This window comes from Fibrella forsythiae (assembly GCF_017353175.1).
GTDB lineage: Bacteria > Bacteroidota > Bacteroidia > Cytophagales > Spirosomataceae > Fibrella > Fibrella forsythiae.
The window spans coordinates 789,472-815,012 of record NZ_JAFMYW010000002.1 but is presented as its reverse complement, the minus strand read 5'-3'; the positions used below and the strand labels follow the sequence as shown (position 1 = coordinate 815,012).

Here is a 25,541-nt window from a genome sequence, read left to right as displayed (position 1 = left end):
GCGCTGATATGTAGTACCTTGTCTGTAGAAACTACCTGCAATAGACCTCCATGAAACACACGTACCTGCTTCTCCTCCTCTGTCTGCTGCCAACTTGCCTGATAGCGCAAAAAGCCAGGAAACAGCCAGCCCCCACGCCGCTTGATAAACTAAAGACCGAGGTCGTATCGGCCGTTGATGCCCGCAAGGATCAGGCCCAGCAGATCAACGACATGCTCTTCAGCTTTTCGGAACTTGGCTTTCAGGAAACCGAAACCTTCACGTACCTGACTACCCTTCTCGAAAAAGAGGGGTTCACCATCCAGAAGAACATTTCGGGAATGCCCACCGCCTGGATCGCCACGTGGGGTAGCGGTAAACCGGTCATCGCTATCGGGTCTGACATCGACTGTATTCCGAAAGCCAGCCAGAAGCCCGGCGTAGCCTACCGCGACCCGATCGTTGATGGGGCTCCCGGCCACGGTGAAGGGCATAATTCGGGGCAGGCACTGAATATCGTAGCTGCACTGTCTGTGAAGAAAATCATGGAGCGCGACAAAATTCCAGGTACGTTGATGCTATGGCCGGGCGTAGCTGAAGAACTCGTCGGCGCCAAAGCATTCTACATTCGGGATGGATACTTTAAAGACGTTGACGCCTGCATTTTCACCCACGTTGGCGATAACCTGGTTACGTCGTATGGCGATGCAGGCAACAACGGCCTGATTTCGGTACGGTTCAACTTTGAAGGCTCGGCCGCTCACGCGGCAGGGGCACCCTGGCGGGGTCGGTCGGCGCTCGATGCTGTTGAACTGATGAACATCGGCTGGAACTTCCGCCGCGAGCATCTTGAGTTGACCCAACGCTCGCATTATGTCATCTCCGACGGTGGCGATCAACCCAACGTGGTGCCGTCTAAAGCGGCGGTCTGGTATTATTTCCGCGAACGGAGCTACCCGAAAATCCGCAAGCTGTTTGAAACGGGGCTAGCCATGGCTGAAGGTGCCGCCAAAATGACCGATACCAAGTTTACCTACGATATTCTGGGATCGGCATGGCCGGGTCATTTTAACAAGCCCATCGCCGAAGCCATGACAGCTAATATCAAGAAGGTAGGGTTGCCAACCTGGTCGCCCGACGATCAGATGCTGGCGAAAGCGACGCAGAAAGAGATGATGGCCCGCAAAACGGAAGGGCTCGCTGTTAAACTCGATAGCCTCAGCCTACCTGCCAACACAGCCCCAACCATGATGATGGGTGGTCAAACGTTCGTGCCGCTTACGGGTGGCTCCGATGATATTGCTGACATTGCCTGGTCTGTTCCCACAATCGTACTGCGATACCCAAGTAACATTCCTGACCTCCCCGGTCACCACTGGAGCAACGCTATTTCGATGGCTACCCCCATTGCCCACAAGGGCATTGTTGCCGGGGCCAAAGCAGAGGCCATGACCCTGCTCGACCTGCTACTGACGCCGGAATTAATTCAGCAGGCAAAGGAGTACTACGTGAATGAGCAAACAAAAGAGCTGAAATACACGCCGCTTATTACTGCCAAAGAAAACCCCGCCGTTTACTTGAATCAGAAGATCATGACTGATTTCAAACCGAAACTACAGGCGTTTTATTACAACCCAGCCAAGTACAAGACGTACCTGGAACAGTTGGGCATCAAATACCCAACCCTGCGCGACGATCAGAAAGCAGAGGCTGGGAAGTAGAAATGAATCAGCGTAACCCCCTACACGGCAGGGGGTTACGCTCATAGAACCTACCGCATCTTCGTACGCTTCACTAAATAAGCGCTGAGTATAGGCTCGAATCCCTCGGCAATATCAGCCTCAATGAAGTCGATGCGGTACTGAGCGCAGCGCATCTTTAAGCCTTGTAGATAATCACCCACTGCCTGTTTATAGGCATCACGAACCTGATTGGGCTGTAGCTTCACCCGGGCATCCGTTTCCAGGTCGATAAATTCGTAGGGGCGGTCCTCAAAGGCAAACGCCTGCTCGGTCTTGCGGTCTGTTACGTGGAAAATGAGTACCTCGTGCAAATTGTGCCGAAGGTGTTGAAGCGCCGAAAACAGCGCGTCCTGACGGGCGGGGTCTGCACCGGCGGTATCGAACATATCGCTAAACAGGACTACCAGCGACCGTTTATTGATCTTCTCGGCGATCTGATGAATCACTTCGGCGGTACTGGTGCGTCGATTCGGTTTCGGTGATTGCAATACCTGATCGAGTAGCGTAAAAATTTTGTGCACGTGGCCGGGCGTTGATTTTACAGGGGTCTGTATCTCAATTTCTCCCGAAAACGTACAGAGACTCACGGCATCGCGCTGTTTCTGAAGCATATAGGCCAGACTGGCTGCTCCCATCGCGCTGAACGTCACTTTACCGAAATCTTTCTCCGGATAATACATCGACGACGACGTATCAATCAGCAGATGGCAGCGGAGGTTTGTTTCTTCTTCGTATCGCTTTACGAATAGCTTATCTGTTTTACCATACACTTTCCAGTCAATATAGCGGGTGCTTTCGCCGGGGTTGTACAGGCGGTGTTCGGCAAATTCAACCGAAAAGCCATGAAACGGCGATTTATGCAATCCGGTAATAAACCCTTCAACAAGTTGACGAGCCAGGAATTCCACGTTCCCGAATGAACGTACCTGCGATAAGTTGAGTGTGTTTGCCACGGCGAAGGGTGATGTAGCACCGAAGCTCCAGCTCCGGTAAGATAAGAACGCACAAACTACCGAAGCTGGAGCTTCGGTGCTACTACTTTCTAACGTCTAATATCCACAATCCGACACCGATTACAAACAAAAAACCTGATTCGTGAGTCTGGCGCCCTGCATAGGGAATTGCAAAAAGGGGGCCAGCCCGTGAATCAGGTTTTTAAAAATCGGACTGTACTCGTCCGCACAGGTTAGGCTACGTCGCTTCGTAGCTATACCGTTTTTACAGTACCGGCATTAAATCCGGTAACAGTGGTGAACGCCTATCAAGCGTTAGCGAATGATCAAGTAGGGCCACTATCTTAGTGGGATCCACTACCCGAAGGGTAACATTGGCGACACCTCGTCCGAGCATGCCAATGGCTTTGGCGGCGGCATACGTCATATCGACTACGCGGCCTTTGGTAAACGGTCCCCGGTCATTGATCCGGATGATGACCGACTGCTGGTTTGCCTTATTGGTTACTTCAACCAGCGTATTGAATGGTAGAAATCGGTGAGCTCCCGTAAAAATATGTTGCTTTACACGCTCACCACTACTCGTTCTGCGTCCGTCAAACTTGTTGGCGTAATAAGACGCTTTACCTTCCTGCTGTATGAGGCTCTTCTCAGGAGCCTCTGTCGGATGGATACTGCCCGAAAACAGCAGTAGGGACATTAGTAAACTCATACAGTTTTTGGTTAGTGAAACAATTTGAAGAAGACCTATTCTAACTAGGATTCATAACGCCCTCTTTCACCAAAAAATGCAATTCCCTTAAGACAAAGATAATCATAACCCCTTAAAAAGCAAAGCCTTGCCCGTTAGGCCACCGCCAGTGACAACCAGATTGCCGTATATGACCAGATCAAAAGCCTCAAAATTATTTTCCTGCCTGCTCACTAACCTTTATACCATTCAGCGTACTTTGGCGTTGTACAGAGTTTAACTTTTTCGAAAAGTGGAGGACAGAGATAAGGAGAAAATTTACTCAAAACGAGTACGGGCGGGCAAAAGAACCTATTTTTTCGACGTTAAGGCCACACGTGGCAATGACTACTATCTGATTCTGACTGAGAGCCGCCGCAATCTGCAAGGCGAGGGATATACCTACGAGAAGCAGAAGATGTTCCTTTATAAGGAAGATTTCGCCAAGTTCGTTGAGGCACTTCAGGAAACGATCGACCATGTAAAAACGGTGTTGATGCCCGACGTTGACTTTACTCAGTTTGAGCAACGCGAAGAAGCCAGCGATGAACTGAACGCTGGCCTTAAATGGGAATAATCCAATTTTAGCTACCTGCGTATTCCAAAGCCCCGGCACCCTGTCCGAGGCTTTTTTGTTGTAGTTTTGCGAATCAAGTCGAAACAGCCATAAGTGGCTCTGCAAAGTATAGGTGCAACCTTACACCGCAATACCATTTACGACCGCAGCGGCGGACCGTTTTCGACTCTGTACTCTTACGACTATTTACATGGGACTTCAATGTGGCATTGTGGGCTTACCGAACGTTGGTAAATCCACCTTATTCAACGCGATTTCGAGCGGTAAAGCCGAGGCCGCCAATTACCCTTTCTGCACCATCGAGCCGAATGTCGGCGTGGTAACCGTACCTGACTCACGCCTCGATTCACTCGAAGTGCTTGTGAAGCCACAGCGTATTGTGCCAACGATCATCGAGTTTGTCGATATTGCCGGTCTGGTGAAAGGAGCCAGTCAGGGGGCAGGCCTGGGCAATAAATTCCTGGCTAATATCCGTGAAGTCGATGCGATCGTGCACGTAGTACGCTGCTTCGAAGACGATAATATCGTACACGTAGAAGGCCGGGTTGATCCCGTTTTCGACAAAGAGATCATCGACGCTGAACTTCAACTGAAAGATTTAGAGTCAGTTGACAAAAAAATCCAGAAAGTTGAACGCAACGCCAAATCAGGTGATGCCAAAGCGAAAGCCTCGCTCGAAGTTCTGAAACAATACAAGTCGGCACTGGAGCAAGGAAAAAGCGCCCGTACGGTGCAGGTAACCCCTGAAGAACAGGAAGAAGCCATCGGTGATATCGACTTATTGACGGTAAAACCCGTACTGTATGTAGCCAACGTCGACGAAGGATCGCTTCCCGACGGTAACGTGTATTCTGATAAACTTCGCGAAGCAGCAAAGGCCGAAGGGGCCGAAGTTGTCATCATTTCTGCGGGCATCGAATCGCAGATTGCCGAGATGGAAGACCCGGAAGAACGTGAGCTGTTCCTGAGCGAATACGGCCTGACCGAGTCTGGTCTGAGCAAGCTTATCCGGGCCTCCTATTCGCTGTTGGGCCTGATCACCTACTTCACCGCCGGTGTGAAGGAAGTTCGGGCTTGGACTATCCGCCGCGGTTGGAAAGCACCGGCCGCTGCGGGCGTTATCCATACCGATTTCGAGAAGAAGTTCATCCGGGCACAGGTAATCAAACTCGCTGATTTTGAGCAGTTTAAATCAGAATCTGCCGTTCGTGATGCCGGTAAACTTTCGGTTGAAGGCAAAGAATACGTCGTTCAGGACGGCGATATCATGGAGTTCCTGCACGGAGCATAAAAATTAGTTTACTGGTTTCTGTTTACTGTCTTTAGTTGCGTTGCCACACCAAAGTCAGGTGCATCAATGTAGCAACAGTAAACAGAAAACGATAAACAGAAAACTGTTGATATGGCTCGACCAAAAGCATTTGCGGAGCAGGATGCGCTGCACGCGGCTATGGAGACGTTCTGGAAGAAGGGGTATCACCACACCTCTATGCAGGATCTGGTTGATTCAATGGGTATCAACCGCGCCAGCCTCTACGATACCTTTATCGACAAGCATACACTCTACCTGAATGCGCTTGAACGGTACCGTGATCTGAACTGTGCCGACATGGCCGAGGCCGTGGCAGGTGCCGACACGGCGCGTGCCAAGATTCACGCCATCTTCGACCGGGCTATTGCCGAAACCCTGGAAGATAAAGAGCACAAAGGGTGTTTCATGACCAACGCCACGCTGGAAATGCTCCCCCATTACGCTGATGTTCAGGCTATTGTGGCCAACAACTTCGTTTATCTGGACAATACATTCCGGCAACTGCTCAACGATGGCATTACGGCTGGTGAATTCAGCGCCACCCTGAACGTTGATCGGCTGGTACCTTTTCTGATGAGTCAGTTATCTGGTATCCGGGTACTTGGCAAAGCAATTCCCGACGGATTCATGCTGAACCAGGTAGTTGATACGGCGCTATCCTGTTTACGGTAATTTCAGTTTACAGCAAAAGAGCTCAGCCAGTTTACTGGCTGAGCTCTTTTGCTGTAAATAATTCGTGTTTGCTTCCTACCGTTGACGGATCGGCAACTTAGGATCGCCGGGACGATACTCACGGCCGATACCGAAGTTGTAGCCTAAACCAACAGTAATCATTTGGTTGCGCAGATCAGTCTTGTTCACGCCAACATTGGTAATACCATGGGTATATCGGGCATCAGCAGTAAATCGTTGCCGGTCGCCCACCCGGAAATTGGCCTGAAAACCAGCCGTTAAACCTAAGTCGGCCGGCCGGTATAGCTGGGTAACATCAGTCTTAACGTCTTTATTATCGGCTTTTTCACGCGAAGAAGCATTAAGCCGCAAGGCAGGCACAACTCCAAAGAATACGTTGGGGCGGAAATTGCCTGATCGGTTCAAGAAATAACGAGCCGTAATAGGCAACTCCAAATAGTTGACGCGATTGATGTAGGTAGTAGGCACTGACCCCAGATTGGTACGAGACTGAACTCCTCGCTGTGAGTACAGCAGATCAACGGCGGCTCCAAACCGGCTGACATCACTGTAGATAAAACCAACACCCGCCGACAGCCCTGGCAGCAGTTGGTTGTCTCTAGAGTCCGGATCGATCACATTGAGTAGCGGATTTTTCGCATCGTTACCTACATAATTGGTCAGGTTAAGGCCAATACGCGGACCAAAACTCCACCGCTGCCGCGATTGACTGTAGCTTACAGACTGAACAAAGAGAAGTGAAACGATAAGTAGAGCGAAACGTGCATTTTGCATAACGTAGTGAGTAATTGATGGTTGTAGTTTGACAAACTGATCATTCAATCAATTGACAATCAGTATCACACGATGCCAATTGATTGAATATCATGCATAAAGCAGAATCTACCGGGGGCGGATAGGTAGCTTACGATCACCAGGCTGATACTGACGACCAATACCAAAATTGTAGCCTAAACCAATAGTGATCATCTGATTGCGAAGGTCTGACGTTCTGGCCGAAATGTTTGATACACCATGCGTGTACCGGGCATCAATTGTGAAGTGCTGACGATCGCCAGTTCCCCAGTTTAACTGAACACCACCTGTAAGACCCAGATCAGCTGCACGATATGACTGCGTATCATCCGCGTAATTGGTATTTGTACCATTGTCTACGTCAACTTTGGCATTCAGCCGCAACGCGGGCACGGCACCCAGATAAAGGTTGGGCCGAAACTTACCACCACTAGTCAGGTAATAACGGCCGATCAACGGTAATTCCAGGTAGTTGACACGATACACCTTTTCAGTGCCGGGGCCAAAACCATCTTTAATCATGGTTCCGCGTTGTGAGTAGAGCAGGTCTACGCCAAAGCCGAAACGACTGATATCGCTGTAAACAAAGCCCAATCCTGCAGACAGGCCGGGCAATAGGACCTGCTTTGTATTTTGAACGTCACTACCTGCAAAGTTGGTGGCACCACCTACAAAGTTGGTCAGATTTAGCCCAACCCGTGGACCAAAACTCCACCGCTGCCGCGACTGACTGTAACCAATAGACTGAACCAAAAGAAGCGTAACGAAGAGTAGAGCGAAACGTACGTTTTGCATAATAAAGTGATTGATGGTTTTAATCTAACAACTTGTAATTCCTAATCATTTGTCAATCAGTTATTTACACGATCAAAAAATCACGTTGCCAGACTAATAGTATGAAATTTCTACGTTGATTGACTGTTCCGATAACGGTAATGCGGGGGGTTTGTTTCAAAAGAAGGAATAGTTTTTGTGAATGGCCCTGATTCTGTAGCTTTGAGAAAGGTCATCTCCGGTACATATACGCCACATCGTTCCAATAGGATTTACGACCAAATCAACGACCCAACCCAGTCGATTCAGTTCGACAATCTTCATCAGACAAACTCAATGAAACGACCTTCACTATACTTCACCGATGACCACGACCTGTTCCGGCAGAGCGTTCGGCAGTTCATCGAAAAAGAGGTAGTTCCCAATACCGAAGCGTGGGAAACGGCCCGCCGTATTCCGGTTTCGGCCTTTCAGCGGATGGGTGAGCTTGGCTTTCTGGGACTCCCCTTCCCCGAAGCCTACGGGGGCTCTGATGCCGATTTCTGGTTTTCGGTTGTGTTTCTGGAAGAATTGGCCCGTTGCGGCATGGGCGGCTTTACCACGGCTGTGAGCGTACATGAATACATGGCGATCAACCACATTGCCAAAGCAGGTAGTGACTATCTGAAGCAAACGTACCTGGCCCCTGCTATTGCCGGGCATAAAGTGGCCGCGCTGGCCATCACAGAGCCAGACACGGGTTCAGACGTAGCGGCCATACGTACCCAGGCCCGCCGTGAGGGTGATCAATATATTGTCAGTGGTGCCAAAACGTTTATCAGCAACGGCACCTATGGCGATTTTGTAACGCTGGCCGTGAAAACTAGCCCGGATCGTGGTGCCAGCGGCATTAGCCTGATCGTGGTTGAGCTGAATAGCCCCGGTATCACCCGCACGAAGCTGAACAAAATGGGCTGGCATTCGTCTGACACCGCCGAGATCCGGTTCGACGACGTGCGTGTGCCTGCCAAAAACCTAATTGGTACTGAAAATTCGGGCTTTTACTACCTCATGGAAAGCCTCCAGCTGGAACGGCTGGTAGCCGCGATTATGGCCGTTTCAGGGACTGAAATGGCATTAGAATGGACGCTAACGTACCTGCAGGAGCGCGAAGCATTCGGTAAGCCCATCGGCAAGTTTCAGGCTATCCGGCACAAAATTGCCGATATTGCTACGGAAGCAGAAATGGCAAAGCAGTTTGTGTACCATACCTGCTGGCTGTTTGCGCAGGGTGAAAGCGTGGTGAAAGAATGCTCGATGGCCAAGCTGTACACCTCGGAAATGCAGAAACGCGTGATCGATACCTGCCTGCAGTTTTTCGGTGGTTACGGCTACATCGAAGATTACCCTATCTGCCGTGCCTACCGCGACGCCCGTGTAGGCACCATTGCCGGTGGCACCTCAGAGATCATGCGCGAGATCATCGCCAAAATCGTGATTGATGCAGTGGCCTATAAACCAGCATATAACCAGTAAGCCGGGTACGTTACCGATCAGTTCAAAAATGCGCGTTCTGTATTTACGGTACGGCGAGCAGGTACGTTCATATTGAACTGAGGCATTGACGGTATATCATCAGCCATCACGCAGAACGTACAGTCAGATGAGATCGTTGATGCTGCGTCCTCAACAAGTACAACCGGGCGCTTGGCACGACCACGATGGCTTTTCCGCGCCATCTTCACCGGTTGTCCCTGCGGTTTCTCCTGGCTCCTTTTTGCAACCAGCGATTGGGCTTTGGGCATTGTTGTGCCAACTTCCGACGTACCCAGATCGGCAGGGTCTATTAATACCGTACCGGGCTCAATGTGTTGAGGCAGCACCCGAACAGCCTGCGTTGCTTTCTTCTGCGAATTAGCCGAATTGAAAATTAAGTAGATAGACACAGCCAATACCAGCAGTACTGAAGCCGCCAGACTAGTTACCCAGAGCGGCATCAGTCGGCGGGTCGTGGCCGATTCGTGCACCCGCTCCTGAAGGGCAAGGTGCAACTCACGGGTTTGGGCTTTCAGGCTTCCGCCCACCTGTTGCTGAAACGCATCCAGCCCCTCAAGCGCATCGGCATAAAACGGATTTTCGAGCATCAGACGCTCAACCCGGTGCCGGGCGGGGCCGCTCAACTGATCGGCCTGGTAGGCTCGCAGGTCATCGAGTGTAAGTTGATCGGCAGGGTGGTATGTTGACGAATGGCGATTCATTTCTGTAAGATCAATTTCAGGTTACGGCGACCATTTTGCAGGTAACTCTTCACCTGTTTTAAGTCGTATCCGGTCAGATCGGCTACTTCGGCGTAGCTCTTCTGTTGCAAATAAAATAAGTCGATACACACGCGCTGCGGGTCGGGCAGGCGGTGCATCGCATCGGGAAGTCGGCTTAAATGGCGTTCAACGTCTAATGCCGTGTCGTCCTCGTCAGGCCAGACAGCCAACATTTCGCTGATTGGCCGGTCTTCATCGAGCGAATCAGCATCGCCACCGGCACCAACCCGCACCCGCTGACTACGCAAGTGCATCAGGCAGTGGTTACGGGCCACTGAATGCAGCCAGCTTTTGAAATTGATGACATCGTGCCGCTTCAGATCAACGATCAGTTGTTCGAATAACTGCATCACAGCGTCTTTGCTCTCGGCCTCATCGCGCAGGTATTTGAAGCAGACGGCGTACACCAGTTCCATGTGCCGTTCGTATAGTTCGCCCAGCAGGTCCAGGTTGCCCGTAGCCTTGTAGGCCGCAACGAACTCGGCATCGGTAGTGGGGCGCGACCGATTCGGCGAGCTCCTGAATCGTTTAAAAAACATACAAGCGGAGCTGTTTTCCGGTTGAACAACAAAGACAACTCATTGATGCCGCGACCGGAATAATTCCATATTTAAAAATAACAATTACCTATTTTCCCAAATCAATCTACTGACTAACAAGTACTTATAAATCAAATAAACACATTATCATTAACCGTATAATAATTGACATTTGTGACTATTTATTATTTTTTTCGACTTTACAAGCACTTAATAATTAGTAACCAATATCCTAGTAAGTAAGTGGAAAAAGGTGAAACAGCCACTAAAAAATACTGAAAGTAGCCACTAACCAATAAGTCCAGTTAACATGAAAAAGATTCTGTTCACTTGTGCGTTGCTACTAGCCTTCGGCTCAACTAAAGCTAGCAATGATAATCCTACCACTAAGAATGCGAACGCAGTGGTTGTAGTAAAAGAGAAAGGTACGGCTGATCTCAATGAACAATCCAAAACATTACTACTAGCTTCCTGCTGGCAGTAATGTTGCGGTGCGGTCTGTGACTTTCGACATAATGCCACAGAAATATGGGGTCAATTTGATATTGAGATTCAGTTTGCCTTCCTAGAAGCTGCTATATGCTATTGAGCCCTCATAAATCATCATAGTGTTTCAACTTGACGCACAGTTTAACTAAATCATATGTAACAGATTATACTGTCAGTGTACAAATTCAGGATGACCTGTTACATATGATTTAATTCTCTATTTATATCTCTAAAACGCCTTTGCCCATGACCTTTTTATACTTGCTTGCGTTTGTGCAAGTTGTCCTTAACGAGCCAAATTATAAAGCTACTTACAAACTTACTCACTGCGCTGACTCTACAAATCTTGAACAAAAATCTAGCGAATATTTTTCACTGATTTTAACAGATGGCAGATCAGTTTACGCATCAGAGTCTTTCCTTAAGAGAAATTCAGTCAGCATACTTGTAAAGAATGGTTTACTTTCAGAAGGGGAACTTATGGCAAATAGCAGAAACAGATTCACAACTAAATTTCCGCAATTCATAAGTAAAGCTTACTCAGACAATACTGTAAGAGTATTTGAAACAATTGGCTTAATACCATACAAGTATTATGTGAAAGAGAAAATGGACTGGACAATAACTCAAGACAAGTCTATAATTTCTGGTTATACATGTACCAAAGCTATTACAAATTATGCGGGTAGACAATACGAAGCCTGGTTTACATCTGAAGTTCCGATACCTGATGGTCCATACCTATTTAGAGGCTTACCTGGACTAATTATAAAAATTAATGATACACGCAACCACTACACCTTTACTATGGTATCGTTAAAAAAAACAGGCGATCAAGTAATTGAAGTCCCCACTTACAGAAAACAACAGCCTATAGAGATAGAACAGACAAAAGCATTTATACTAAGGGAAGAGTGTAGAAAAGACCCAATCGGTTGTATAACTAGGGCTACTGGATCATCGCCTACAGATTTATTATTTACACCAAATGGCTCATCTCAATCTGTACCAGCTGCATCGTATGCCAATCGTAAAAGAGATAATAACCCACTAGAGCTGAGATAAGTTAGGATGAGATAATTAACTTATATTTCCTCCCTTATCCTCAATAAATAATGAAAAAAAAACTTATCTATTTGTTTTTTTTAGTCCTATTAGTTTCCACTGCAACTGCGCAATCAGTTATTTCCGGCAAAGTTGTCGACCATCAGCGTAAATCGCTGGCAGGTATAATTGTTACTCTACAACCACTCGACGGACCGACAATTACGGCTTATGCAATAACCGATTATGATGGCAGGTTTTCAATACGATATACGTCTAACCAAGATTCTATTTTAATTAAGGCAACTGGTTTAGCATGGAAACCCGTAGAAAAACGTATTCTCAATAATTCCCAGAACATAGTTATTAGTCTGGATTCACAACCGATCTTATTGAAAGATGTAAACGTTAAACCTCCACCAATATTAAAAATTGGCGATACACTCGCTTATTCAGTACAAGAGTTTAAAAGCCAAAGTGATCGAGTAATTGCTGACATAATTAGAAAGTTACCTGGCGTAGAAATAGAAGTAGATGGGCGTATTTTATATCAGGGTAAGCCAATCAATAAGTATTATATTGAAGGGCTGGATTTACTGGAGAGTAAATATCGATTAGCCAATGACAACCTTCCTATTAATGCTGTCTCTCAAGTGCAAATTATTGAGAATCACCAGCCTATTCGCATGCTAGACAGCTTAGTATTCTCAGATAGAGCTGCGTTAAATATTAAATTAAAGAGTAACATAGTTGTGACAGGTACCGCTCATCTGGGAGCAGGAATATCTCCTTTTCTTTGGGATACAAATGTGACACCAATGGTATTTACTCGTAACAATCAATTTATAGCCTCATGGCAAGCCAACAATACGGGTATCAATGTATCACGTCAGCTTAAGACTATTTCGCCGGGTACAGTATTCAACCCATTACAAAATGATGACGAGAAAAAGGATTGGGTCACATTACAACCAATAGCAACACCTCCCTTTTATGACACTCGTTGGTTAATCAACAATGTACATATAGGAACAGTAAACTATCTTAAGAAACTTGCTAATGAGCTTGAATTGAGAATAAATTTGTCATATATAAATGATTATCAGCAACAACGGGGCAATACATCTACAACTTTTTACACCCAGTCTGATACAATAAATTTGAACGAGAAAAAATACAATCAGTTTTACTTTAACTCTATAGAAGCCTCACTGACTCTTCAGAAAAACAATAGCAATAAGTATATAAAAAATAAGTTTTCATTAAAAGGAAATTGGGATAGTCAGCAAGGATTAATCCTGATGAATCAAACTCTAGTTACGCAAAATCTGAGCGATCCATTTTATTGGTTAAAAAATGAATTTGGCACTATATATAAAATAAAGCGAAGTTTAATCAATGTGCAATCTAATTCTTCTTTAAGTAGGGTACCTCAATCATTATTAGTGAATCCAGGTCAGTTTACCGATCTTATCAATCAGGGTGAATCGTATGATTTAATAAATCAGAGTGTACTAGCTAATTCTTTTGTTTCTGACAACTCAGCAAGTTTAATGAAAAACTTAAGTAATTTTACTATTTCCTCTGTTATTGGTTTTAACATAGAATCGTTAAAAGTAAATAGTAGCCTTTCTTCTTTGATTAATGGAGAAACAAGTTTTTTAGATAAACGTTTTTCCAACCAACTCAATTGGTTCAAGCTAAATACATACGTTAAATTGAAAACTCAATACAGCAAAGGAGCTTGGCGTTTGGAAATCGATTCTCCGCTCAACTATTACAAATTCTCAATTAGCGATACAGTAGCAGGTAAAAGTCAACAGCTCAATCGTTTAGTTTTAGAACCTAAATTCAATTTAAATTTTGATATAAATTCACTTTTGGCTGTAAACAGTACTATTTCCTACAGAAATAGATTTGGTGAGATAGAAGACATTTATTACGGCTACCTGTTACGAACTTATCGTACTATTCAAAGAAGAGATGTTCCCCTTCAAGACAATAAATTAATTTCCAGTGCAATTGGTCTAAACTATCGAGATCCTGCAAAAGCCACTTTTGGAAGCTTATTTTACAGTCATAGCGTCACTACGAATAATTTGTTATATAGTTCAAACGTAACGGCAACAGGAGCTTTAGAATATTCAGCTATCGCACAAGCCAACCAGTCATTTTCGAATTTAATAATAGGCCAGATAAGCAAATACTTCCCTTATATCAAAACTAGTATTAGATTAAAAACAAATTGGACAAAACTCGTTCAGGAACAACTTGTGAATAGCCAACTAATTACTATTTCCAATCAAAGTATCAATCCTGAATGTGATTTTTTTACGACAATTAATACGCTTGTCGAATTTCAATATAATTATAGATTATCCATATATAGCACCTACTTCGACAAAGCTACTCCACGAAATACTTCTCAACAAAAACATTTTTTCAAAATCAATTTTCACCCATCTAAGTTCAGTACACTAATTATAGAAAATGATTTTTATGTTAATGATTTAACAACAGGACCTACAAAGAATTTATTTACTACACTTTTATTTCGACAAACATTATCAAAGAAAAAAATTGATTTCGAAACTGTTTGGTCTAACATCTGGAATACTAAATCAATAATAACAGGTACGCTCACTTCTTTTTCATACATTGAGTCTTCATACGAGTTAAGACCAATGCAAATTACCCAGAAAGTCCGGTTTTCTTTTTAGCTACTAACAGGCAGATTTACCCTCTATAAATCTGCCTGTTATCACATCACATCACATTATTACCTCGACGTATCGCGCGGTAGAACGCATCGGCCACACCCGTGCGGATTCCTAGCTCGGTGATCTTGTTGTTATTCCGCGTAGGATACACCCGATTGCAGAGGAATACGTAGTTCAGGCCAACGGCGGGGTCAATCCAGGTGAACGTACCTGTGTAGCCCGAGTGACCGTAGCTCGACGGGCTGGCGAGTTTCGGCGCGTTGCCATTGTATTTGTAGGCCGCCTTCTCGAAGCCCAGTCCACGGCGGTTGCCTAGTTCAGGGAACTGGTAACGGGTAAATTCGGTGATGGTCCCCGAGTTGATCAACTGTTGCCCACCGAACGAGCCGTGCTGCAGATACAGTTGCGTCAGCTTCATCAGGTCATTGGCCGTTCCGAACAGACCGGCATGGCCCGACAGACCGTCGAGCATGGCCGCACCTTCGTCGTGCACCCGGCCCCAGATCAACGTTTTGCGGAAGAGCGAGTCATACTCGGTCGGTACAATGCGGCTCAGCGGGTAAAACCGGCGCGGATTATAGGTCAACGTAGTGGCACCAATTGGCCGGTACAGGCTGTCTTTCAGGTACGTTTCGAACGGGGTTCCTGTCAGCCGTTGCACAATCTGCGGGTAGAGGTAGAACGACAGATCACTATAAATGTACTCTTTCTTGGCGTTCAGCGGCGAGTCTTTGATCTGGTTAAAAATCGTCTTCGCATATTTCTTGTGCAGGAACAGACTATCCGTCACCTCGACCGGGAATTTGCTCGACCGCACCGGGCTGAACGTGTTCTTCTTGAAGGTGCCATCGGGGTTCTTCGTATCCTGCCAGAACGGAATCCAGGCTTTCAACTTGGCCTGATGCGTGAGCACATCGCGAAAACGAACCGTATCCTTGTTCGACTTACGATAGCCGGGCAGGTACTCGCCCATCGTACCATCGATATTGAACTTACCGGCATCGACCAACCGCATCAGGGCGGGCGTCGACGTACTTATTTTCGTCACCGACGCAAAATCGAACAGGTCGTCGAGTTTCGTTGGCTGCGCGTCGCCACCCAGGCTCGTATCGTAGGTGTGTTTGCCGTATGCCTTGCGGAAAATGACTTTGCCATCCTTCGCCAACTGCACCACGCAACCTGGGAACGCCTTGGCCTGTAAGCCAATGTTCACGACCGAGTCAACCTGCTGCGCCAGGTACGTGCTGCTGATGCCGACTTCTTCCGGAATCGTGTATTTCAAACGGCCGATGGGCTGCACCGTTATGCCATCACCAAGCCGGTAGGTCTGGTTGACCGTTACGGGCAACCGACCCGCCGCGCCGATAGCGCCGAAAATCAGTTGGGCCGACAGGTCTTCCGTGTGGTTGGTCAGTTGGTAGGGCATCACAATCGCCTGTGCTTTGTCCAGGTCGGGCAGGCGATCGAGCACATACGGATTACCAAAAACGGAGATTACGGCCTTGCCCGTGTTGGCCAGTTTCTGAACCAACTCGGCCGTGCGGGTCTGAACACCATAATTTGCACCGGGGCGAATGTTGTTCAGATGCACGCCAACCAGCACCACGTTGAACCGATTGAGCGAGTCGAGCAGAGCGTTGATCTGCGCGTCGGTCGATTTCGACGAAATTTGGTAAGGTGTCACGGATGTGTAATCGCCCAGGCGGTTCTGGAATGTGGTGGGGGCAATGGCCTCAACCGATACCGACGCGAGGCGAAGCGTATCGAGGCGTTGCAGTGGCAGAATGTTCTGCTTATTGGTTACCACCGTCATGCTGGCTTCCGTTAACCGACGATTAAGCACCTCCGACTCGGGTCGGTTCAGATCGGCCACCAGCCCGTCGAGGGCTACGGGGCGATACTGGTTCAGACCAACCCAATATTTGGCCACCAGCATTTTGCGGCAACGCTCCACAATCGTTTTCGCCGACAGTGTGCGTTCGTCATATGCCTGGCAAATCTGCGCCACCGCACGCGGAATATTTTCGGTAAACTCAAGAATGTCCATGCCTGCTTCCAGACCGCGCCGATCGGCCAGCCCCGACGGGAAGTATTTGGTCATCCCTTTCATGTTCATGGCGTCGGAGAAGATCAGGCCACCGAAACCCAATTCATTCTTCAGTAAACCCGTTACGATATTCGGCGAAAGCGTCGACGGGCGATTCCGTGTGGTATCGAGCGCCGGAATGCTCAAATGGGCCACCATAACGCCCGACGCGCCCGCCCTGATCAATTCCTTGAACGGATACAGTTCAAGGCTATCCAGTTGGGCACGGCTTTTGGTAATCAGTGGCAGATCATAGTGCGAATCGGTACCCGTATCACCGTGACCGGGAAAATGCTTGATACTGGTTAGCAGTTGGTTATCCTGCATACCCTTCATATAGGCGAGAGCCTTACGCGCCACGGCATATTTGTCTTCGCCAAACGACCGGAAGTTGATGACTGGGTTGTTGGGGTTATTGTTCACATCGGCATCGGGCGCAAAATTGACGTGCATGCCCAACCGCCGCGCCTGACGGGCCACATCAGCACCCATCTGGTAAATCAGCCCTTCGCTCGCCTGCGGCATACCGCCGAGGGTCATCTGGTAGGGGTATCGAACGGTGCTGTCCAGCCGCATAGCCAGGCCCCATTCGGCATCCATTGCCACCAGCAGCGGCACTTGCGAGGCGGCTTGCAGGCGGTTATTCAGCTTAGCCTGCCGCATGGGTCCACCCTGAAAGAAAACAACGCCACCCAGTTTCCAGGTACGTACCAGATCGGTCAGCGAGTCTTCATAGGTACGTGTCCGGTTCGAGTAGCCCGCCACCATGATGAGTTGAGCAACCTGCTGTTCGAGGGGCATATCGGCCATAATCGAGTCGGCCCAGCGGCCTGAGCGCTCTGTATCGCGCAGGAAGGTTGGCGCTGTGGGCGGTAAAGCAAGTGGTTTACGAACGGGCGCAACGGCTGTCTGGGCAAGCAATTGGGCAGAAACAGACAGCACGAAAAGGACACTCAGCAGTGTCTGGCGAAAAGCAGTCATTCAGAAGAAGATCAAATTAGCTTCTTCAAAAGTAATCACAAAAGGCCGTATGACAGGGAACGCCGCCAGGTGGGTAACCAGGATTAATCTCGGAAGTAGCAGGCTGTATTTTTAGCTGCGGCCGATTTTTATCCTTTAATGGCGCTTACTAATACCAATGGCTTCGCTTTGAAACTGACCGGCCGGTAGCCAAACGCCGATCAGGCATCTATTGGCAGCCATTTAGAAAGCAGCGTATCTACCATGCGTGCTGAAACCAGATGCCGAACGTTGACTTATCGATTCTTTTTCTGCACAATTACACTCTGCCGGATAACTCAATGATAAACCAGACATTGTTACATATGCCAGACTTTATTTTGGAAATCCGCAGCGTACGACTTACGTTGGTTGTCAGACAAAAGGCACCCTGTTTGTCTGCTGATCTTCTTGAATTCTCGCCAGGCAACCAGCCTGATCAAGAAAGTATCAGTCGTTTCTCTACCACCCGTTTGGCGTTGGCTTTGCAGACTACGCCGAACGGGTGTTCCGTTGTATATTTACGTATGGCCACAAAACGAACCATCACCACCGCCGACGGCTCGGTCGCCGACCCACCCCGCGATTATTTCGAGGATGTATACGCCGTGGTTCGGCAGATTCCCGTAGGGCGCGTTACCACCTACGGTGCCATTGCGCAGTATCTGGGCCTCAGGGCCGGCGCCAGAATGGTGGGATGGGCTATGAACGGCTGCCACACCCGCCCCGACGTACCTGCGCACCGGGTCGTAAATCGGCTGGGTATACTTTCCGGAAAGCATTTTTTCGGTTCGCCAACCCGCATGCAGGAACTGCTCGAAGCCGAAGGTGTACCCGTTACTGATGATACCGTTGTGGATTTTAAGGCCCGCCTTTGGGACCCCTCACTGGAGCTTGCCTGAATAGGTAGTTGGTTGATTGGAGCGCCAGGTCCTGATTACCCAATCAACCAATTAACTACTCAACCAATTACCTTTATTACCTATGACTACTACCCAACCGTTTGACGTACGCAAAACTGTTGACCAACTAAACCTGATCGGGCTGACCGTTGAACACGACGGGTCGGTTTCGTACATAAATCCGTATGCGCTTCGGGTTACGGCCTGGAGCATTGATGAGGTTGTAGGTCGAAATTTCTTTGATATCCTCGTGCCGCCGGCCGATCGGGTTGTGCTTGAACAACTGTTCCGGGAGGCACTCGAGCGCGGCAATTTTCCTGAACAACGGGAAATCCAACTGCTGACCAGGAGCGGATCGACCCGAAACGTACACCTCAACTCGTTTATTCCCAGTGGCACCGGTGGTCGAACAGATGCCTTCACGATCATTGGCGAAGACCTCACCAGCAAACGGCGGGTGGCATCGGCTCTGAGCAACACCAATGCTCAGTTGCAGGACCTGGTTGATAACACCAGCGATCTGATTCAGCTGATCACGCTCGACGGCAAATTCATTTTCGTGAATAAAGCCTGGCGCGAACTACTGGGTTACGGCGCAGACCAGATTGCCTCGCTGACCCTGCGTGACGTGCTGCATCCGGACTATGTTAAGAGCACGCTCGACCGGTTGCAGCGGGTGCAGGAAGGCGAGCCAAACCCCTCGTTCGAGACCGTTTTCCGGAGCCGCGACGGTCGCACGCTGTTTCTGTCGGGAAGTGTAAACTGCCGGTATGATCAGGGAAAACCAACCGCTTTCCGGTGTATTCTGCGCGACATCACGCAGAAGATCAGGGCCGAAAAAGCGCAGCGCCTCTACTATAGCATTGCCAGCTGGACCCTGAACATGCCCAACCTCGATGATTTCTACCAGCGCGTACATCGCGAACTGGGCAACATCATCGACGCCAGCAACTTCTTCATCGCCCTCTACGACCAGAGTAAAAAATACCTGACATTCCCGTATTACGTCGACGAATCGTTTCAGGGAAACATGCGCTTCACGAAAAAGCGCCTTGGCAGCGGCCTCACCGAATATACGATTGAGGCCGACAAACCGCTGTTCCTGCGCGATACGGATATTCTGCGCCTTGCCGATGAACATCATATCGACCTATATGGCCAGCAACAGCCCAAACTGATGCTGACGGCCCCGTTGCGGATTGGCGACGAGATTACGGGGATTATTGGCGTAAAATCATACAACGATCCCAACCTGTATGGCCCGCGCGACCTTGAACTGCTTGAGTTCATTTCGGGTCAGGTAGCCCTGGCCATTGCCCGAAAACAGGCCGAGGCCGCGCTGAATAAGCAAACCGCCCGGCTGAACGCCATCTTCAACAGCAGCACGTACCTGATCTGGTCGGTTAACAAGGCGTTGCAACTGACGTCATTTAACCAGAACTACGCCGAGTTGATTGTTCAACTCACCAACGAACAGCCACGACTATTCATCACGGCCGAAAAGCAGGGATGGCGGGGCGTTGGCGACGATAATCAACGCTTGCTCGATGAACGCTACAAACTGGCGTTTAAAGGACAGCCGCAAAACTTTGAGATGCGGTTCGACCTGGCCGGAAAAGAATCGTGGCTGGAATTGCATCTGAACCCGATTCTGCTGACGGGCGGCGTCATTGAAGAGGTGTCGGGTATTGCGCGTGACATCACCAACCGGAAAGGAGCGCAACTGAACCTGGAACGGAGCGAAGAGAAATTCCGTGGCATCTTCGAAAACCTGCAGGACATCTACATCCGCGTTGACCGGCACGGGCAAATTACCATGATTAGCCCATCGGTGTTCAAACGCAGCGGCTACACACCCGACGAAGTAATGGGCCAGAATGCGCTGAATTACTTCGTTGATCCCGGCGTAATTCGGCGGGCGTTGTTCAAACTGGTGCGCACCCGGTCGGTACGGAATTTCGAGGCTACGCTTCGCCGCAAAGACGGCTCTGAACGGCAGTTTATGTTCAACATGTTGCTGCTGAAAGACGAAGACGGTCGTTATTCCGTAGTAGCAGCTCTGGCGCGCGACATTACGGAGCTTAAGAAGCAATCGGCTGAACTGGTCAAAGCCAAAGACGAAGCCGAACGGTCGCTGAAAGTAAAGGAGCGTTTCCTGGCCAATATGAGCCACGAGATACGTACCCCCATGAACGGCGTTATTGGCATGGTCGATCTGCTGAACGATACCGTACTCAACGACGAACAGCGCGATTACGTCCGCACGATCCGTCGCTCGTCGGAAACGTTGCTCAATATCCTGAACGATATTCTCGATCTGTCGAAGATCGAGGCGGGCAAGATGGAACTGCATGAAGGGCCTATTGCGCTCGGCGAAATATTCGAGAAGCTCATTGCCCTCTTCGGGCAGCAGGCCAGTTCAAAACGCAATAAACTGTTCTACACGCTTAGCCCTGAACTACCTGAATTTGTTATTGCCGACCAGACACGGCTACTCCAGATACTATCGAATTTAACATCCAACGCCCTTAAATTCACCGAAGACGGCACCGTTGAGGTGGCGGCTTCGCTGGTCAGTAAACGTGGCAAATTCAACCGGATTAAGGTTGAGGTGCGCGATTCGGGCATTGGCATTTCGGCCGAAAACATTGGCTTGCTGTTCAACTCGTTCAGCCAGGTCGATACGTCATCGCGCAAATCATTCGGCGGCACCGGATTGGGCCTGTCTATCTCGAAAGAACTGGCCGCCCTGATGAAAGGCAAGGTCGGCGTTGAATCGACGGTGGGCATGGGTAGCACATTCTGGTTTACCGTTGAGCTGAAAGAAACGGCAATCAGCCCAACACAGAGCCCCAGCGAAGCGGCGGCCGACATGAAGGTGACCGACTTTTTCACCGATTATCATCCCGTGATTTTGCTGGTCGACGACAACGCCGTGAACCGGAAGGTAGCCAGCGAAATTCTGCGAAAGTCGGGCTGTATTGTCACCACAGCATCGAGTGGCCCCGAAGCCATCGAACGGGTGGCAGCCGGCAGCGGACAGGGCGATAACCGGTTCGACGTCATCTTCATGGATATTCAGATGCCCGACATGGATGGTGTGGAAACAACCCGCTTTCTACGCGACAACCATACAACCCTGTTGCCGCCCATTGTGGCCATGACGGCCTATTCGATGCGTGAAGACCGTGAGCGTTTTCTGAGCCAGGGCCTCGACGATTACATTGCCAAACCCATACGCGCACAGGGTCTGATTGCCAAAGTGAGCGAAATAATCAAGAAGACTAGCCGTAATCAACCCGCAATCACGCCTCCAGCCCCTTCCCTCCCGGCGGCCGCAAACAGTTCAAACAGCGTACCCGCCACTGAGCAACGTACCCAGCCGGCACAAACCGAACCCGAGATTCAGCCAACAGCACTAAGCTACGACCCGACTTTGCTATTGCCTTATGCCGACGTACCTGTGATCGACAATGACATTCTGGAACAACTCCGCGACATTGGCGGTGCCGAACTGGTAGAAAGCGTATTCGAGGATTTTGTAACTGAAGCTACCGTCCTGGTCAACGAATCGGTAACGGCTTTTGCTGCTGGTGATATTGCCACGGTAAAAAGCCATCTGCATACGCTCAAAGGCAGCGCGGGTACGGTGGGCGTGGCCCGGTTGGCCCGTATTGCCCGTGAAGCTGAAGGCAAACTGAAAGTTCAGGACACCAGCCAGCTAGCCCAGGAACTGGAAGCGCTGGAAGCGGCTTTCGCCGAGTTTATGGCCACGCCACAACCCTGATCCGTATACAATCACAAACCTTACGCCCGTACAGGAAACTTATTTAATTGCCTGGCCAAATCGTGGATTGCCTGTTTCAGCTCGTCTTTATCGGGCGTTACCGGCAGCCAGTAAGGTTTGGTTTCATCGTCATGCCATTTCGGCGTGGCCTCTTTGGTCATGCTGATCCGAAAAACATAGTGCTCTTTGCCATCTGAGAGATTACAAAAACTCAATGATGGCTCAATGAACGTCAGCTTGGGGGCTAATTCTGCGTTGTCAATAACCGACTGCATCCAGTCGTGCAGTAGTTCAAGCTCCCAGGTCGACAGAAAGGTCAGCGTCCGGGTCGACTGTTGTTCCCCTTCTTTAGTAACCATGCTCACAATAAGCCAGTTACGATCTAAAAAGTCAGCTGAATCGCTGTACTCATAATCAAGTACATTCAACTCAAAATCCCCCTGTGGTCCTGTTAGTTTCATCGCTTCAGATTAAAGATCTAGAGAATGCCTCGAACCAGATTGCCGCTTAGTACCTGTCTCAGAATCATCCATCAAGACCTGTAGGCAACATAGTTTTATTAGTTAAAGCTACAAAAAAGCAGGTACGTTAACTAGCATGTTTCTCAAAATTTCTAGCATCGATTTTAGGCTTCGGTGAAGTAGGCTGGTCTTTTTGCGCTAATTTCACCCCACAGAAAACAGACCCTACGAACCGCATGGCTTCCTCAAAACGTGTCCTGATTGCCGAAGACAGTTCCGTCATTCAAAACCTTGCCCGTAAAATTCTCGAGTTCCAGAACTACGATATCACGGCGGTGAAAAACGGCGAGCAGGTACTGCAGATTCTTGATAAAGAAGACTTTTCGATTCTGCTGCTCGATATCAATATGCCCGTCATGGACGGTATGGAATGCGTAAAGCAGGTTCGTGCCCTCGGTGATAAAACCAAAGCCAACGTACCCATTGTGGCTATCACGGGTAACGCCCGCAACTACACCGAAGAAGAGTTCAAAGCAGCTGGCTTCAACGATGTTCTGGTTAAGCCCCTCAATTTCGACCGCCTGGTTGAAGTGGTCAATCAGCTAACGGATAAATAAAAAGTTTGCTGTTTACTGTCTTCTGTTTTCTGTTGCTCTGCTGATTCAAGAATCGAGAACTAGCAACGCAACAGAAGACAGTAAACAGCAAACAGTAAACTAGTTGTATGGTCGTCACCCTCCTCGGCACGGGTACGTCATCGGGCGTTCCGCTGATCGGTTGCCAGTGTGCCGTTTGCCGGTCTGTCGATTTCCGAGACAAGCGACTGCGAACGTCTGCCCATGTGCAGGTGGCAGGAAAAAGTTTCATTATCGATACCGGCCCGGATTTCCGGCAACAGGTACTCCGTCTGAATCTGCTGAACCTCGATGCTGTGCTGTTCACCCACGAACACAAAGACCACACGGCGGGTCTGGATGAGGTACGTGCCTACAATTTCAGATCAGGGCTGGATATGCCCGTTTACGGCCGCGCCAGCGTGATCCGGCAATTGGAACGCGAGTTTGAGTACATCTTCGCTGAGTTCAAATACCCCGGCATTCCACGGATCGACACCAATGAGATCGCCAACGAGCCATTCGAGGTGCAGGGCGTACCCATTGTTCCAATCGAAGTAATGCATCACCAGTTGCCGGTTTTTGGCTTCCGAATCGGAGATTTCACCTACCTGACCGATCTTAATTACATTAGTGATGCGGAGCTGGAAAAAGTGTACGGTACACGGGTTCTGGTACTCGACGCCCTTCGCCGGGAACCCCATCTCTCTCACTTCGCCCTCAGCGAATCGCTCGCGCTGATCGACCGCATTCGCCCCGAACGAACGTACCTCACCCATATCAGCCATCAAATGGGCCTCCACCGCGAAGTGAACGAACTGCTGCCATCCGGTGTGCAGTTAGGTTATGACGGCCTGCAGATCAGGCTGTAAGCACCCGGAACGTAGACGTGCCTTTTCCAGGACCGCAGAGGTTTTCAGAACATCTGGCAATCAAACGTCTATACAATTTGTTGTGCGTCAACACAGCTTTTCTGTTATGGCCTTCGCAATTACACCCACCCGCACCTTCACCAGCGCGCAACTTGACTCATACCGACAAATTGGCGACCCACCGGCCGATGATGTCATCTCCAGCGTAGTTCTCGGAGGTGGCCGCGAAGGGGTTGGTAAGCTGATGAAATGGCTGGCTGATACTACCGATTTCGATACAAGTTGCCAACCGCAGGTTGTACAGCAGTTCTTCGTCGACTTTGCGCACCTCCCGGCTTGGGCCGACCAGGTAAAGATGCGTCGGGGAATGGCTTTTTATCAGCAGCACATCGGTGTAATTGGGCTGGTGCTGGGTACGTTCTCGCTGCCCTACACGTACCTGGGTGCCAATGGCGTACAACTCCTCTGGCTTACCGACCGGATTCGCACCGACACGGCCCGCCGCCTTCAGGAAACCGGTGAATGGGTATTCGCAGTCAATGATCCGAAAAACTGGGGGGCGTCGCAGAAAGCAACGTTATATACGCTGAAGATTCGACTCATTCACGCGGCATCACGGTGGTTTGGCCTCCAAAGTGATCGTTGGAACATGGAGTGGGGGTTGCCCGTTTGTCAGGAAGATATGGTCGGTACAATCGGCTCATTTGGCTACATCGTATTGCGCGGATTGCGAAAAATGGGCGTTGCGATGACCAGTGAGGAAGAAGACGATTACCTCCACCACATCAATGTAGTGGGCTACCTGAACGGCGTGGCAGAAGAACTCCTTCCGCAGAATCTGCGCGAAGCATACCACCTTGATAAGCTGATTTCTCAACGACAGTTCAGGTCGTCTGACGCCGGTACCGGCCTTACTAAAGCCTTGCTAGACACGATCGGGAAGCAGGCTGGTAGCGACAACGCCCGGAACCTCGCAGCTGCCCAGATGCGTTTCTTCCTCGGCAGTGAACACGCCGATGCGCTAAATGTTCCCGACGTACCTGTCGAAACCCGGCTGATGAGCGTCGTCAGTCGCCTTCCCATTTTTCCGAAATTAATACCCAGTCAGATTTAATGTTTACAATTTGCCGTTTACAGCTGCTATGTCACGTTCGTTAAACCAGCAGCGCAACTGAA

The 25,541-nt window shown here is 49.1% G+C and carries 21 protein-coding genes; 13 read left to right on the top strand and 8 right to left on the bottom strand.

Annotated elements, in window-relative coordinates:
- Window positions 1-50: 50 nt before the first annotated feature.
- A complete protein-coding gene (locus tag J2I46_RS09435) occupies window positions 51-1,700 on the top strand; it encodes a peptidase dimerization domain-containing protein (protein WP_207328751.1) in 1,650 nt (549 codons plus the stop codon).
- 50 nt (window positions 1,701-1,750) lie between these two features.
- On the opposite strand, the gene J2I46_RS09430 is transcribed toward J2I46_RS09435, so the two are convergent.
- Together J2I46_RS09430 and J2I46_RS09425 are read right to left on the bottom strand one after the other, a co-directional pair.
- A complete protein-coding gene (locus tag J2I46_RS09430; RefSeq protein WP_207328750.1) occupies window positions 1,751-2,674 on the bottom strand; it encodes a DUF58 domain-containing protein in 924 nt (307 codons plus the stop codon).
- Between the two features lie 265 nt (window positions 2,675-2,939).
- Window positions 2,940-3,386, bottom strand: a complete 447-nt coding sequence (locus J2I46_RS09425; protein WP_207328749.1) for a septal ring lytic transglycosylase RlpA family protein — start codon at window positions 3,384-3,386, stop codon at window positions 2,940-2,942.
- Window positions 3,387-3,657: 271 nt separating this feature from the next.
- On the opposite strand from J2I46_RS09425, the gene J2I46_RS09420 reads away from it, so the two are divergent.
- The 3 genes from J2I46_RS09420 to J2I46_RS09410 all read left to right on the top strand — a co-directional run bounded on the left by J2I46_RS09420 (window position 3,658) and on the right by J2I46_RS09410 (window position 5,965).
- On the top strand, window positions 3,658-3,981 hold the full coding sequence (locus tag J2I46_RS09420) for a DUF3276 family protein (RefSeq protein ID WP_207328748.1): 324 nt from the start codon (window positions 3,658-3,660) through the stop codon (window positions 3,979-3,981).
- 190 nt (window positions 3,982-4,171) lie between these two features.
- Window positions 4,172-5,272, top strand: a complete 1,101-nt coding sequence (gene ychF, locus J2I46_RS09415; RefSeq protein WP_207328747.1) for a redox-regulated ATPase YchF — start codon at window positions 4,172-4,174, stop codon at window positions 5,270-5,272.
- A gap of 111 nt (window positions 5,273-5,383) precedes the next feature.
- Window positions 5,384-5,965, top strand: coding sequence for a TetR/AcrR family transcriptional regulator (locus J2I46_RS09410; RefSeq protein WP_207328746.1), 582 nt, complete (start codon window positions 5,384-5,386; stop codon window positions 5,963-5,965).
- Between the two features lie 75 nt (window positions 5,966-6,040).
- Here J2I46_RS09410 and J2I46_RS09405 read toward each other — a convergent pair whose 3' ends face one another.
- Both J2I46_RS09405 and J2I46_RS09400 read right to left on the bottom strand, forming a co-directional pair.
- Entirely contained in the window at window positions 6,041-6,760 is a 720-nt protein-coding gene (locus J2I46_RS09405; protein ID WP_207328745.1) for a porin family protein, read from the bottom strand.
- Window positions 6,761-6,868: 108 nt separating this feature from the next.
- Window positions 6,869-7,576 (bottom strand): porin family protein, encoded by a 708-nt coding sequence (locus J2I46_RS09400; protein WP_207328744.1) that lies wholly within the window; start codon window positions 7,574-7,576, stop codon window positions 6,869-6,871.
- Between the two features lie 315 nt (window positions 7,577-7,891).
- Between J2I46_RS09400 and J2I46_RS09395 the strand changes: the two genes are divergently transcribed.
- A complete protein-coding gene (locus J2I46_RS09395; protein ID WP_207328743.1) occupies window positions 7,892-9,070 on the top strand; it encodes an acyl-CoA dehydrogenase family protein in 1,179 nt (392 codons plus the stop codon).
- Window positions 9,071-9,087: 17 nt separating this feature from the next.
- Here the strand turns inward: J2I46_RS09395 and J2I46_RS09390 are convergent, their stop codons facing one another.
- Both J2I46_RS09390 and J2I46_RS09385 read right to left on the bottom strand, forming a co-directional pair.
- Window positions 9,088-9,792 (bottom strand): hypothetical protein, encoded by a 705-nt coding sequence (locus J2I46_RS09390; RefSeq protein WP_207328742.1) that lies wholly within the window; start codon window positions 9,790-9,792, stop codon window positions 9,088-9,090.
- Window positions 9,789-10,391 carry an RNA polymerase sigma factor gene (locus J2I46_RS09385; RefSeq protein ID WP_207328741.1) on the bottom strand — a complete coding sequence of 201 codons (603 nt, stop codon included), beginning with the start codon at window positions 10,389-10,391 and terminating at the stop codon, window positions 9,789-9,791. The genes J2I46_RS09390 and J2I46_RS09385 overlap by 4 nt, the downstream gene beginning before the upstream one ends.
- 310 nt (window positions 10,392-10,701) lie before the next feature.
- On the opposite strand from J2I46_RS09385, the gene J2I46_RS09380 reads away from it, so the two are divergent.
- From J2I46_RS09380 to J2I46_RS09370, 3 genes are all read left to right on the top strand, one after another.
- Window positions 10,702-10,875, top strand: coding sequence for a hypothetical protein (locus J2I46_RS09380; RefSeq protein WP_207328740.1), 174 nt, complete (start codon window positions 10,702-10,704; stop codon window positions 10,873-10,875).
- A gap of 251 nt (window positions 10,876-11,126) precedes the next feature.
- The gene (locus tag J2I46_RS09375; protein WP_207328739.1) at window positions 11,127-11,945 is read left to right on the top strand and encodes a GLPGLI family protein; all 819 of its coding nucleotides are present in this window, start codon (window positions 11,127-11,129) and stop codon (window positions 11,943-11,945) included.
- Between the two features lie 50 nt (window positions 11,946-11,995).
- The gene (locus J2I46_RS09370) at window positions 11,996-14,644 is read left to right on the top strand and encodes a carboxypeptidase-like regulatory domain-containing protein (protein ID WP_207328738.1); all 2,649 of its coding nucleotides are present in this window, start codon (window positions 11,996-11,998) and stop codon (window positions 14,642-14,644) included.
- Window positions 14,645-14,690: 46 nt separating this feature from the next.
- On the opposite strand, the gene J2I46_RS09365 is transcribed toward J2I46_RS09370, so the two are convergent.
- Window positions 14,691-17,711: a serine hydrolase domain-containing protein gene (locus J2I46_RS09365; RefSeq protein WP_207328737.1), complete on the bottom strand. Its 3,021-nt coding sequence runs from the start codon at window positions 17,709-17,711 to the stop codon at window positions 14,691-14,693.
- Window positions 17,712-18,256: 545 nt separating this feature from the next.
- Between J2I46_RS09365 and J2I46_RS09360 the strand changes: the two genes are divergently transcribed.
- Entirely contained in the window at window positions 18,257-18,631 is a 375-nt protein-coding gene (locus J2I46_RS09360) for an MGMT family protein (protein ID WP_207328736.1), read from the top strand.
- Between the two features lie 82 nt (window positions 18,632-18,713).
- Window positions 18,714-22,418, top strand: coding sequence for a PAS domain S-box protein (locus J2I46_RS09355; RefSeq protein ID WP_207328735.1), 3,705 nt, complete (start codon window positions 18,714-18,716; stop codon window positions 22,416-22,418).
- 20 nt (window positions 22,419-22,438) lie between these two features.
- Here J2I46_RS09355 and J2I46_RS09350 read toward each other — a convergent pair whose 3' ends face one another.
- Window positions 22,439-22,879 carry a WapI family immunity protein gene (locus J2I46_RS09350; protein WP_207328734.1) on the bottom strand — a complete coding sequence of 147 codons (441 nt, stop codon included), beginning with the start codon at window positions 22,877-22,879 and terminating at the stop codon, window positions 22,439-22,441.
- Between the two features lie 236 nt (window positions 22,880-23,115).
- Between J2I46_RS09350 and J2I46_RS09345 the strand changes: the two genes are divergently transcribed.
- From J2I46_RS09345 to J2I46_RS09335, 3 genes are all read left to right on the top strand, one after another.
- Window positions 23,116-23,496 carry a response regulator gene (locus tag J2I46_RS09345; protein WP_207328733.1) on the top strand — a complete coding sequence of 127 codons (381 nt, stop codon included), beginning with the start codon at window positions 23,116-23,118 and terminating at the stop codon, window positions 23,494-23,496.
- Window positions 23,497-23,603: 107 nt separating this feature from the next.
- A complete protein-coding gene (locus tag J2I46_RS09340) occupies window positions 23,604-24,365 on the top strand; it encodes an MBL fold metallo-hydrolase (protein WP_207328732.1) in 762 nt (253 codons plus the stop codon).
- Between the two features lie 106 nt (window positions 24,366-24,471).
- Complete coding sequence (locus tag J2I46_RS09335; RefSeq protein WP_207328731.1) at window positions 24,472-25,479, top strand: oxygenase MpaB family protein; 1,008 nt, start codon at window positions 24,472-24,474, stop codon at window positions 25,477-25,479.
- Window positions 25,480-25,541 lie beyond the last annotated feature (62 nt).

What these genes read in the sequence shown, in the direction of transcription:
- J2I46_RS09435 (WP_207328751.1), top strand. Translation starts at nt 51, where the DNA reads ATGAAACACACGTACCTGCTTCTCCTCCTCTGTCTGCTGCCAACTTGC.
- J2I46_RS09425 (WP_207328749.1), bottom strand. Translation starts at nt 3,386, where the DNA reads ATGAGTTTACTAATGTCCCTACTGCTGTTTTCGGGCAGTATCCATCCG.
- ychF (WP_207328747.1), top strand. Translation starts at nt 4,172, where the DNA reads ATGGGACTTCAATGTGGCATTGTGGGCTTACCGAACGTTGGTAAATCC.
- J2I46_RS09410 (WP_207328746.1), top strand. Translation starts at nt 5,384, where the DNA reads ATGGCTCGACCAAAAGCATTTGCGGAGCAGGATGCGCTGCACGCGGCT.
- J2I46_RS09405 (WP_207328745.1), bottom strand. Translation starts at nt 6,760, where the DNA reads ATGCAAAATGCACGTTTCGCTCTACTTATCGTTTCACTTCTCTTTGTT.
- J2I46_RS09400 (WP_207328744.1), bottom strand. Translation starts at nt 7,576, where the DNA reads ATGCAAAACGTACGTTTCGCTCTACTCTTCGTTACGCTTCTTTTGGTT.
- J2I46_RS09395 (WP_207328743.1), top strand. Translation starts at nt 7,892, where the DNA reads ATGAAACGACCTTCACTATACTTCACCGATGACCACGACCTGTTCCGG.
- J2I46_RS09390 (WP_207328742.1), bottom strand. Translation starts at nt 9,792, where the DNA reads ATGAATCGCCATTCGTCAACATACCACCCTGCCGATCAACTTACACTC.
- J2I46_RS09385 (WP_207328741.1), bottom strand. Translation starts at nt 10,391, where the DNA reads ATGTTTTTTAAACGATTCAGGAGCTCGCCGAATCGGTCGCGCCCCACT.
- J2I46_RS09380 (WP_207328740.1), top strand. Translation starts at nt 10,702, where the DNA reads ATGAAAAAGATTCTGTTCACTTGTGCGTTGCTACTAGCCTTCGGCTCA.
- J2I46_RS09375 (WP_207328739.1), top strand. Translation starts at nt 11,127, where the DNA reads ATGACCTTTTTATACTTGCTTGCGTTTGTGCAAGTTGTCCTTAACGAG.
- J2I46_RS09370 (WP_207328738.1), top strand. Translation starts at nt 11,996, where the DNA reads ATGAAAAAAAAACTTATCTATTTGTTTTTTTTAGTCCTATTAGTTTCC.
- J2I46_RS09365 (WP_207328737.1), bottom strand. Translation starts at nt 17,711, where the DNA reads ATGACTGCTTTTCGCCAGACACTGCTGAGTGTCCTTTTCGTGCTGTCT.
- J2I46_RS09360 (WP_207328736.1), top strand. Translation starts at nt 18,257, where the DNA reads ATGGCCACAAAACGAACCATCACCACCGCCGACGGCTCGGTCGCCGAC.
- J2I46_RS09355 (WP_207328735.1), top strand. Translation starts at nt 18,714, where the DNA reads ATGACTACTACCCAACCGTTTGACGTACGCAAAACTGTTGACCAACTA.
- J2I46_RS09350 (WP_207328734.1), bottom strand. Translation starts at nt 22,879, where the DNA reads ATGAAACTAACAGGACCACAGGGGGATTTTGAGTTGAATGTACTTGAT.
- J2I46_RS09345 (WP_207328733.1), top strand. Translation starts at nt 23,116, where the DNA reads ATGGCTTCCTCAAAACGTGTCCTGATTGCCGAAGACAGTTCCGTCATT.
- J2I46_RS09340 (WP_207328732.1), top strand. Translation starts at nt 23,604, where the DNA reads ATGGTCGTCACCCTCCTCGGCACGGGTACGTCATCGGGCGTTCCGCTG.
- J2I46_RS09335 (WP_207328731.1), top strand. Translation starts at nt 24,472, where the DNA reads ATGGCCTTCGCAATTACACCCACCCGCACCTTCACCAGCGCGCAACTT.